Source organism: Profundibacter sp. (genome assembly GCF_056498605.1).
On sequence record NZ_JBSMEZ010000152.1, the window covers coordinates 1 to 9,140 of the forward strand.

Sequence of the window (9,140 nt, forward strand, 5' to 3'; positions counted from 1 at the left end):
CCCACGTCTTCCATCCTGACCCCGCGCAAAACCAGCACCAAATCCGGTGAGGAAACCCAGATCATTACCAAGGGCCGCCACGACCCTTGCGTCGGTATCCGTGCTGTGCCCGTGGGCGAAGCAATGATGGCCTGCGTGGTCCTTGATCATGTGCTGCTGCATCGCGGTCAGGTTGGCGATGCGGGTGGCGAGATTGGCTGAACCGGAGCCGAGCCTGCGGGCTGATCTGCGACATGCATTAAGCACCCATATCGACGGGGTCGACACAGCCCATGATCTGGCCCATGCTGATCGTGTCTGGCTGAACGCCCGTGAAATTGCCAACAACGAGGGACGCGGCAACCTTCGCATCCTGATCGCTACAGCCTATCTGCATGATCTGGTCAGCCTGCCCAAAGACCACACGGACCGGTATAAATCCTCGACCCTTTCGGCAGATAAGGCAGCACCGGTATTACAACGTCTTGGCTACACGGGGGATGAAATCACGCAGGTTCAACACGCCATTGCCGCCCATAGTTATTCTGCCAACATCCCGCCCGAAACGATTGAGGCGATGATACTGCAAGACGCGGACCGGCTGGATGCGTTGGGGGCTATCGGCATCGCCCGAACCTTTGTCGTATCAGCTGCTTTGAGGCGCCCGCTATATGATGCGGCTGATCCGTTTGCCCAAGCGCGCGACCTTGATGATCGCAATTTTGCGATTGATCACTGGCCGATGAAACTTCTTCGGCTTCCGGCCCTGATGAACACGGATAGCGGTAAATATCTTGCCCGTCAGCGCATTGTTTTGATGAAAGAATTTCTAACCCAACTGGCAAGCGAACTGAGTATTGCGCTGCCATCTGACTGGAGTGAAATCTAGAAATAGCGGGGCCAATATCAATGGCCCCGCCGTTAATTACTGTGCTTACGGTTTTTCACCGCGTGCCAGACGTGCGTTGATGTCGTCGATCACGGCGGGCAATTCCACCAGTGAATCGATCACATAATGCGCACCGGCCTGTTCCAGAATTTTGCGGGTCTTGGCCATACGTGCGGCGATGTCGGCCTCTGACAATGTGGCCTCTTCATCCAGCGTGTTGATGTTCATGTAGTTGGAATAACGCACCAGACCAACACCCCAGCAACCAGCGTTCATCGCTTCGCCGATACCCGAAACCGTGTCGTCACATTTGACCACGGATTTCACATCGGCAATGCCCATCAGGTCCAGATTTTTGAACACCATATGTGGATCGGGGCGCGCACCATTCAGCACTTCGTCACCGGCCACAGTGGCATCAGGTGTGATGCCTTGGGCGATCACGTCTTTCAGCAACACGTCAACCATCACACGGGTAAAGCCGGTGGAAACTCCAACCTTGATGCCCTGCTTTTGCAGACCGTTTACAGCGTCTTTAACACCGGGCAACAGCGCGGTGTATTTTGGCAGGCAGGCCAATTGCGCCGGAACGAATTCTTCGAACATAGCGTCCACATCGGCCTGTGTCGGTGGCTTGCCTTTGATCGTTTCCCAACGCGCCGCGATCACCGGATCTTCGGTCAGTTTCTTGATGTGGATGTCTTTGCGCAGACCCATTGGGCCGCGGGCTTCTTCCATAGAAATTTCAACGCCTTGCGATTTGAAAACCTCGACAAAAACCACGGCGGGCGCGATGACATAGGCGTCGGCCAATGTGCCGCTCCAGTCCAGTACCATTGCTTTGATTTTGCCACGATAGGTGCGAGAGAAAGTGTATTCAGAGGGTCCAGACATGAAGGTTTCCTTTTTTTTCACGTTACGTTTGTCAGGTTGTTGGTTCAGGCGGCCAGTTTGGCCCGCTCGATTAGTGCAGATTCAGGCGGGGATGCATCGTTGACCCCCATTTCAGACAGGCTTGCCGCAGCTGCTGCTACGACGGCGCGCATCACTTCGCCATCCATCTGGCCAATACAGCCAATGCGGAAACTGTCGGCGACCGTCAGCTTGCCGGGGTAGATGATAAAGCCTTTGGATTTCATCAATTCATAGAAGCGCTCGAACTCAAAGGCGGGGCTGGCGGGGCAAAAGAAGGTCACGATGATTGGCGACAGCCAGCGGTCTTTTAGCAAGGTTTCAAAACCCAGTTCACGCATCCCCACAACCACCACATCGCGGTTGTTGGTGTAACGTTTTCCCCGTCCGGCCACGCCACCCTCGGCAACATGGGCACGTAGTGCTTCAAGGAAGGCGACTACCACATGGGTCGGCGGGGTGAACCGCCATTGGCCGGTCTTGTTCATATGGGCCCATTGTGCATGGACGTCGAGCGACAGGGAATGGCTGCGGCCCTTGGCGGCTTCCAGCTCGTCCTTGCGGGCGATGATAAAGCCGAAACCGGGCACACCTTCGATACATTTGTTGGCCGAAGATACCATTGCCTCGTAGCGGATTTCAGTCACATCCAGCGGGATGGCGCCAAAGGCGCTCATGCTATCAACCAGCAGCTTGCGGCCCTCGGCATAAACCGCCTGCGAGATTTCGGCGATCGGGTTCAGGATGCCGGAACTGGTTTCGCAATGCACCACGACAACATGGGTGATTTCGGGGTCGGCCTGTAGAGCGGCGGTAACCTCGTCACCGCGCGGTGGCATATAATCGCCCTTGTCGATCACGCTATGGGCACGGCCCAGATATTCCAGCGTTTGCACCAGACGTTTGCCATATGCGCCGTTCGCCAGCACCAGAACCTTGCCATCACGCGGAATGAATGATGCCAGTAGCGCCTCGACCGAAAAGGTGCCGCTGCCCTGCATTGGCACACAATCAAATGCATCGTCTGTGTCATTGATCAGATCCAGCAGCATTTTGCGCATCTCGGCGGTGACGACGCGAAATTCGCCATCCCAGCTGCCCCAGTCGCGCAACATCGCCTGTTTCACGGCATAAGAGGTGGTCAACGGGCCAGGGGTGAGCAGATAAGGCTCGCCCATGTTTGGCGGGGTAATTTTTATGGCAGTTTCAGGCATTTTTCTATCCCTGCAAGTGGTGCGTTTCGCCCCCTGAATAGGCCCTTGTCATTCCATATGTAAAATCGTTATTTTAGATCAAGGTATCGTTTTAATTTATAGGATGACCCCATGCGATATGTTCAACTTCGCGCATTCCACAATGTTGCGGTCCACGGTGGGTTCTCCCGCGCCGCCGAGGCGTTATTTCTAACGCAGCCAGCCATTTCCGATCAGGTACGCAAACTGGAGGATGAGTACGACATCCTGCTGTTTGACCGCCACAAACGGCAGGTTTCGCTGACCGATAAGGGCCTCCAGTTGTTAGAGATCACCAATCGACTTTTCGATTATGAGCAACAGGCGCTGGACTTCCTGACTGAATCCCGCGCGCTGGTTGCAGGAACATTGCGTGTCATCGTCGATTCCGCATACCACGTCACGCCGATACTGCGCACCTTTCAGACGCGCCACCCTAATGTGCGGATATCCCTGAAGGTCGGAAACTCGCAAGAGGTGACAGACGCGCTCTATGCCTATCACGCCGATGTCGGGGTCTTGGGCGAGTTGACCGATGCAAATGATCTAGAGGTGGTGCCGCTGGGCGCGACCCCGTTGCTGGCGTTTGCGGCAAAGGGCGGGGTGCATAATGGCAAAACCGACATGACGTATCAGGATTTGGCGGAATGCTCGCTGGTGATGCGCGAGCAAGGATCGAAAACCCGCCAAAAGCTGGAGCAGGCGGCACAGGGCGCAGGGGTAACGTTGATCCCGTCTATCGAGGCCGAAGGGCGCGAAGCTGTGCGGGAAATTGTGGCGGCGGGCAACGGCATCGGCTTTGTCTCGACCGCTGAATTCGGGCGGGACGAGCGGCTGTTTGCGATAAACCTACCCGCACCCGTGCCGATGATGCAAGAAGCGCTGATATGTATAAAGGAACGGCGTGACAGGAAACTGATCAAGGCATTTATGGCGCTGGCTGAACCAGAGCGGTTATAAAAACGGCACAGTTTGCGCAGTTTCCCTAGGGTCAGGTATTGCTTACTTGTGAGTTTTATTACCGAGGTGCTAGGATTTAACCAAGTAAGCAAACAACGCGAAATTTATTTTAGGCAGACATAAACCCGCTCATTACAGGAGTTTTTAACAAATGGCAGATTTTTCTATCGGCGTATCCATGCGGCTTATGCGCAAAACACTTCCCTTTATCCTGTTCCGAATGGCTGTTTATTTCGGCATCGCTGCCGCCTATGTGATTGTCACCGGCACGGGCGCTGGCATCGGCTGGGGTGTTGGCGCGATGGGGGACAATGATTTTCAAGCCTCGGCCACGATATGGGGTGGCGGCATCGGCTTTGCGCTGACCGCTGGCGTGATCTATTTCTTACGCGAATATATCCTGTATATGGTCAAGGCGGGCCATATTGCCGTGATGGTTGAACTACTGGAAGGGCGTGATTTGCCCGACGGCAAGGGCCAGATCGCCTATGCACAAGCCATGGTCAAAGAGCGCTTTGGCCAGTCATCCATCCTGTTCGGGATCGATCAACTGGTCAAAGGCGTGGTGCGGGCCATTACCAGCCTGATCCACGGCATTGCATCCTTCCTGCCTATTCCCGGGCTTGATAAAATTATGAGCGTTGTGCGGGCCTTTCTGCGGGTTGCCGTTGGCCTGATAGACGAGGTAATCTTGGCGCAAATCTTTCGCACCCGTTCGGAAAATCCTTGGGGAACAGCGCGGGATGCCGTAGTGCTGTATGGGCAAAACGCCAAACCAATGCTGATCAATGCGGCATGGATCACGTTGATATCCTATGCACTAGCGTTCGTCGTGTTCTTGGTCATGCTCGCCCCTGCCGCTGGGGTTGTTTACATGATGCCCGGCACAGTATCTGCCGGTAGCTTTGTCTTTGCCATCCTGTTTGCATGGGCCGCCAAGGTTGCCCTGATCGAGCCCTTTGCAATCGCTTGCCTGTTGCAGGCATTCTTTAAGGTGACCGAAGGTCAAGAGCCGAAACCGGAATGGACAGCAAAACTGGACGGCGCGTCCAAGAAGTTCGGCAAGCTGGTGGATAAGGCCAAGGGATGGACTGGTGGTAAGAAACCGGAAACGGCAGACGCCCCTGTTTCCTGATAATTAGTGTTCAATGCCCTCCGCCGGAGACATGAATTTTCCGACCTCTGGCGCGGGGCGCTCACTGACGCCAGCCCAGACATGGGCGGGCACAATATAGTCAGGTTTGTGACGGGGTCTGTTTAGACAATTGCACGGCCAGAATGCCGACGGTTATGATCGCAACACCAATCATATCCATCATCCCCAAGGTTTCGCCCAACAAGGCAGCTGCAATCGCCACACCGAAAAACGGGTTCAGGAAATGGAACGTTGCGGCCCGCACAGCCCCGATCCGCGCCACCAGCGCAAACCATATCCACGTCGCCAGCAGACCCGGTGCAAGCGTGGTATAGGCCATCGCCACACCCAGTTGCCATGTCCAGTTCACTTCGATCACCTCAAGGGATGCGGATGCCACTGCCAGCACCGCCGAGCCAACCAGCATTTGCAACCCGACCACCATCATCAAATTGCCACCGCTGGAGGCACCGCGCATTGACAGGGTGGCAATGGTCAATGCCACAGCCCCGACCCCGCATAGCGCGATACCATAGACATCCACGCCCGCTTCTATCCGTGCCCCCATAATGATTACCACACCGATCACGCCGATGGCCAACCCCGTCACAGCCACCCACGGTAGACGGTCACGGAAGATCACCCAGCCAGCGAAGGCCACCATCAATGGCATGGTCGAGGCAATGATCGACGCGACCGAGGCCTCGATCGTTTGCATAGCGACGAAATTCAGGCCCAGATACAGCGCGTTCTGGCACAGTCCGAAAATAAATGTGGCGCGCCATTGATCACGGGTCAGTTGCCACGTCTGGCCCATAATCCGCGCCAGAATTACCCCAATGATTCCCGAGATGAAGAACCGCAGCGCAAGCGATGCAAGCGGCGGGGCATCAGCCACGATAATCCGCGCCGAGGTGAATGCAGAGGACCAGATAAAGGCAAATGTCAGGCCCATCAAAAGCGCGCGTATGTCCATAGTGCCTCCAACCAAAAAGGGCCGCCCAATCGGGCGACCCTATCGGTTTTCCATTTGTGCGCAAGGCCCGAAAGGATTAGCTGTTTACGCTGTCTTTCAGCGCTTTGGCGATTGTCATTTTGACAACTTTATCCGCGTCTTTATGGATTTGCTGGCCAGTGGCAGGATTGCGAACCATGCGTGCTGGACGCTCGCGGCAATAGATTTTGCCAACGCCAGGCAAGGTCACGGCACCGCCGCCAGAAACTTCGCGTGTGATAATTGCAATGATGGCATCCAGTGCACCGGATGCCGATTTCTTGTCTGTGCCCATTTCTTCGGCCAGTGTGGCTACAAGCTGGGTCTTTGTCATTGGTTTCGTCGCCATTTTCAGGTCTCCTTGTTCTGCCCGCGTCATCTTGGGCCTCATTAGGCGTATTTAACTGAATGTTGAGGCAGGACACAACGATTAGTAGTGGGTTTTACCCATTTTCCGCCCATTTTATCGGTTTTTTCGCCCGTTTATAGGAATGCGGTCTCTTCAAAGCTGCGTAATTTGCGAGAATGGATGCGTTCCAGCGGCATTTCACGCAGGGATTCCATTGCGCGAATACCGATATGAAGGTGCCGCGCGACCTGTGTGGTGTAGAAATCACTGGCCATTCCGGGTAATTTCAGCTCGCCATGCAGGGGTTTATCGCTGACACATAGCAGCGTGCCATAGGGCACCCGAAACCGAAAACCGTTGGCGGCAATGGTGGCGCTCTCCATGTCCAGCGCGATGGCGCGCGATTGTGACAGGCGCTGCACGGGGCCGGATTGATCGGACAGTTCCCAATTCCGGTTGTCCAATGACGCCACAGTGCCAGTCCGCATCAGGCGCTTCAATTCGTACCCTTCCAGTTTGGTCACCCCCGCCACAGCCTGTTCCAGTGCAATCTGGATTTCCGCCAATGCTGGGATCGGCACCCAAATCGGCAGATCGTCATCCAGCACATGGTCCTCGCGCAGGTAAGCATGTGCCAGCACGAAATCCCCCAGCGATTGCGAATTTCGCAGACCGGCGCAATGGCCCACCATGATCCACGCATGCGGGCGCAAAACCGCTATGTGATCGGTCGCGGTTTTGGCGTTTGATGGGCCAACCCCGATGTTCACCAAAGTGATGCCACCCTTGCCTTTGCGTTTCAAATGCAGGGTCGGCATTTGGGGTTGCTTATCGGGCAGCGGCATTGGTGCGTCAGGGTCGGTGATTTTGACATTACCGGTACCAACAAAACTGGTGTAGCCGCTGTTTGGGTCCGCCAGCTGCGCACGGGCGTAGGCCTCGAATTCCTCGAAATAGAACTGGTAGTTGGTGAACAGGATGTGGTTCTGGAAATGTTCGGGTTTGGTCGCGGTGTAATGCGACAGCCGCGCCAGTGAATAGTCGATCCGCTGTGCCGTGAACGGGGCCAGCGGGCCCGAGCCATCGGGATTTTCAAAGCCAAAGCCATTGACAATATCATCGTTGGTGGTCGACAGGTCTGGCACATCGAACACATCGCGCAACGGGAAATCCATCGCACCGTCCTGTGGCACGGTCATGTTCTTTTGTCCCGCCACCGCAAAATGCACCGGCATCGGGGTTTGCGACAGGCAAATAGTGACAGGCACACAGTGGTTTTCCAGCAGCAGGCCGATTTGCTGTTTCAGATAATAGCGAAACAGGTCAGGCCGAGTGACCGTGGTGGCATAGGTGCCCGGTTCATGCACATGGCCGAAACTTAGCCGTGTGTCCGTCTGGGCATAGCTGGTCGTGGTGATACGGATTTCAGGATAAAACGCCCTGATCCGCGCCTTGGGGCGCTTGCCCCCCAGTGTTTCCGCGAAATTCTCGCAGAGGAATTCAGTTGCGGTGGTGTATAATTCGCATAGACGATCAACCGCAGCTTTCGCATCGGTGAATTCCTCGGGCGTTACTGTTGGCGGTGTCAGGGTTTCGGCCTCGGCCACGGGTGTATTCATTTATTTTCCTCGAATAATTCTGTCAGTTCAAATTTTGTCACGTCTACAAGTCCCAAATCAGAAATCCGCAGCTCTGGGATCACCACCAGGGCCAGCAGGGAATGTTGCATATAGGCGTTGTTCAAGGTGCAGCCGCAGGCCTCCATCGCCTCGACCATATTTTGCGCCGCTGCTGCCATCTCGACCGCATGAGCATCCGACATCAGGCCGGCGATGGGCAATTGCACCAGCGCCAGTTCACGCCCGTCCTGCCACACGGTGACACCGCCACCGACTTCGCCCAAACGGTTCGCCGCCAAGGCCATATCTGCGCGGCTGGTGCCAACCACAATCATGTGGTGGCTGTCATGGGCGACGGACGAGGCCATCGCCATCCGGCCCTTATAGCGGAACCCCGACACAAAGCCGTTCACCACATCGCCCGTGGCGCGGTGGCGTTCGACCAATGCGATCTGGCAGACGTCGTTTGGCTCGTCAGATAATACCAGCCCGTCTTGCACGTCCAGTTCGGCTGTCAGTGCTTTGGTCGGGGCTTGGTTCTCGACCACGCCAATCACCTTGGCCTTAACCGCGTTGGCCCCGTCGGGTGCCTTGATCTCGAAATCGGTGGCCTCAAGGTGTTTGCCCAGATGCACCGTTCCGCGGGCATCATCCGGCCAATCCAGATGCGGGCAATCTACTTTGATATCGCCGTCTTGCGCCACAACCACACCGCGCGCGATCACGGTTTCAATCGGCAGAGTTTTCAAATCCGAGGTCAGGATCATATCTGCCCGTCGCCCAGGCGCGATAGAGCCCAACTCGCGTTCCAGCCCGAAATGCGTTGCTGTGTTGATCGTCGCCATTTGCAGCGCGATCAACGGATCACAGCCGCAGTCAATGGCATGGCGCACCACGCGGTTCATGTGGCCGTCATTTACCAAAGTGCCGGAATGTGAATCGTCGGTGCAGAGGATAAAGTTGCGCGGATCCAACCCCTTTTCGGTCACTGCCGTGATCTGCGTTTCCACGTCATACCACGCGCTGCCCAGCCGCATCATGCTTTTCATCCCTTGGCGCACCCGTGCAATC

Annotated in this window: 10 protein-coding genes; 4 read left to right on the forward strand and 6 right to left on the reverse strand. The window is 55.9% G+C overall.

Going from position 1 to position 9,140, the window contains the following annotated elements; translation table 11 throughout:
* Nucleotides 1-201, forward strand: a 201-nt coding sequence (locus ACWB12_RS15005) for a chorismate synthase (RefSeq protein ID WP_479530903.1), incomplete at its 5' end; no start/stop codon positions are given.
* Nucleotides 185-868 carry an HD domain-containing protein gene (locus tag ACWB12_RS15010; RefSeq protein ID WP_479530904.1) on the forward strand — a complete coding sequence of 228 codons (684 nt, stop codon included), beginning with the start codon at nt 185-187 and terminating at the stop codon, nt 866-868. The genes ACWB12_RS15005 and ACWB12_RS15010, both read left to right, overlap by 17 nt.
* Before the next feature lie 45 nt (nt 869-913).
* On the opposite strand, the gene phnX is transcribed toward ACWB12_RS15010, so the two are convergent.
* Both phnX and ACWB12_RS15020 read right to left on the reverse strand, forming a co-directional pair.
* Complete coding sequence (gene phnX, locus ACWB12_RS15015) at nt 914-1,762, reverse strand: phosphonoacetaldehyde hydrolase (protein ID WP_479530905.1); 849 nt, start codon at nt 1,760-1,762, stop codon at nt 914-916.
* Between the two features lie 44 nt (nt 1,763-1,806).
* Nucleotides 1,807-2,994, reverse strand: coding sequence for a 2-aminoethylphosphonate--pyruvate transaminase (locus ACWB12_RS15020; RefSeq protein ID WP_479530906.1), 1,188 nt, complete (start codon nt 2,992-2,994; stop codon nt 1,807-1,809).
* Between the two features lie 111 nt (nt 2,995-3,105).
* On the opposite strand from ACWB12_RS15020, the gene ACWB12_RS15025 reads away from it, so the two are divergent.
* Nucleotides 3,106-3,972 carry a LysR substrate-binding domain-containing protein gene (locus ACWB12_RS15025; protein WP_479530907.1) on the forward strand — a complete coding sequence of 289 codons (867 nt, stop codon included), beginning with the start codon at nt 3,106-3,108 and terminating at the stop codon, nt 3,970-3,972.
* A gap of 151 nt (nt 3,973-4,123) precedes the next feature.
* The gene (locus ACWB12_RS15030) at nt 4,124-5,107 is read left to right on the forward strand and encodes a hypothetical protein (protein WP_479530908.1); all 984 of its coding nucleotides are present in this window, start codon (nt 4,124-4,126) and stop codon (nt 5,105-5,107) included.
* A 100-nt stretch (nt 5,108-5,207) separates the two neighbouring features.
* Here ACWB12_RS15030 and ACWB12_RS15035 read toward each other — a convergent pair whose 3' ends face one another.
* The 4 genes from ACWB12_RS15035 to ACWB12_RS15050 form a co-directional block, all read right to left on the reverse strand.
* Entirely contained in the window at nt 5,208-6,083 is an 876-nt protein-coding gene (locus ACWB12_RS15035; protein ID WP_479530909.1) for a DMT family transporter, read from the reverse strand.
* Between the two features lie 76 nt (nt 6,084-6,159).
* Nucleotides 6,160-6,450 (reverse strand): HU family DNA-binding protein, encoded by a 291-nt coding sequence (locus tag ACWB12_RS15040; protein ID WP_479530910.1) that lies wholly within the window; start codon nt 6,448-6,450, stop codon nt 6,160-6,162.
* A gap of 134 nt (nt 6,451-6,584) precedes the next feature.
* On the reverse strand, nt 6,585-8,069 hold the full coding sequence (locus tag ACWB12_RS15045; protein ID WP_479530911.1) for an AMP nucleosidase: 1,485 nt from the start codon (nt 8,067-8,069) through the stop codon (nt 6,585-6,587).
* The coding region (locus ACWB12_RS15050) for an adenine deaminase C-terminal domain-containing protein (RefSeq protein ID WP_479530912.1) at nt 8,066-9,140 on the reverse strand (1,075 nt) is incomplete at its 5' end. The genes ACWB12_RS15045 and ACWB12_RS15050, both read right to left, overlap by 4 nt.

Bases quoted from the DNA above. Each gene is read 5' to 3' on its own strand.
- ACWB12_RS15030 (WP_479530908.1), top strand. From the start codon at position 4,124: ATGGCAGATTTTTCTATCGGCGTATCCATGCGGCTTATGCGCAAAACA.
- ACWB12_RS15020 (WP_479530906.1), bottom strand. From the start codon at position 2,994: ATGCCTGAAACTGCCATAAAAATTACCCCGCCAAACATGGGCGAGCCT.
- ACWB12_RS15040 (WP_479530910.1), bottom strand. From the start codon at position 6,450: ATGGCGACGAAACCAATGACAAAGACCCAGCTTGTAGCCACACTGGCC.
- ACWB12_RS15035 (WP_479530909.1), bottom strand. From the start codon at position 6,083: ATGGACATACGCGCGCTTTTGATGGGCCTGACATTTGCCTTTATCTGG.
- ACWB12_RS15025 (WP_479530907.1), top strand. From the start codon at position 3,106: ATGCGATATGTTCAACTTCGCGCATTCCACAATGTTGCGGTCCACGGT.
- ACWB12_RS15045 (WP_479530911.1), bottom strand. From the start codon at position 8,069: ATGAATACACCCGTGGCCGAGGCCGAAACCCTGACACCGCCAACAGTA.
- phnX (WP_479530905.1), bottom strand. From the start codon at position 1,762: ATGTCTGGACCCTCTGAATACACTTTCTCTCGCACCTATCGTGGCAAA.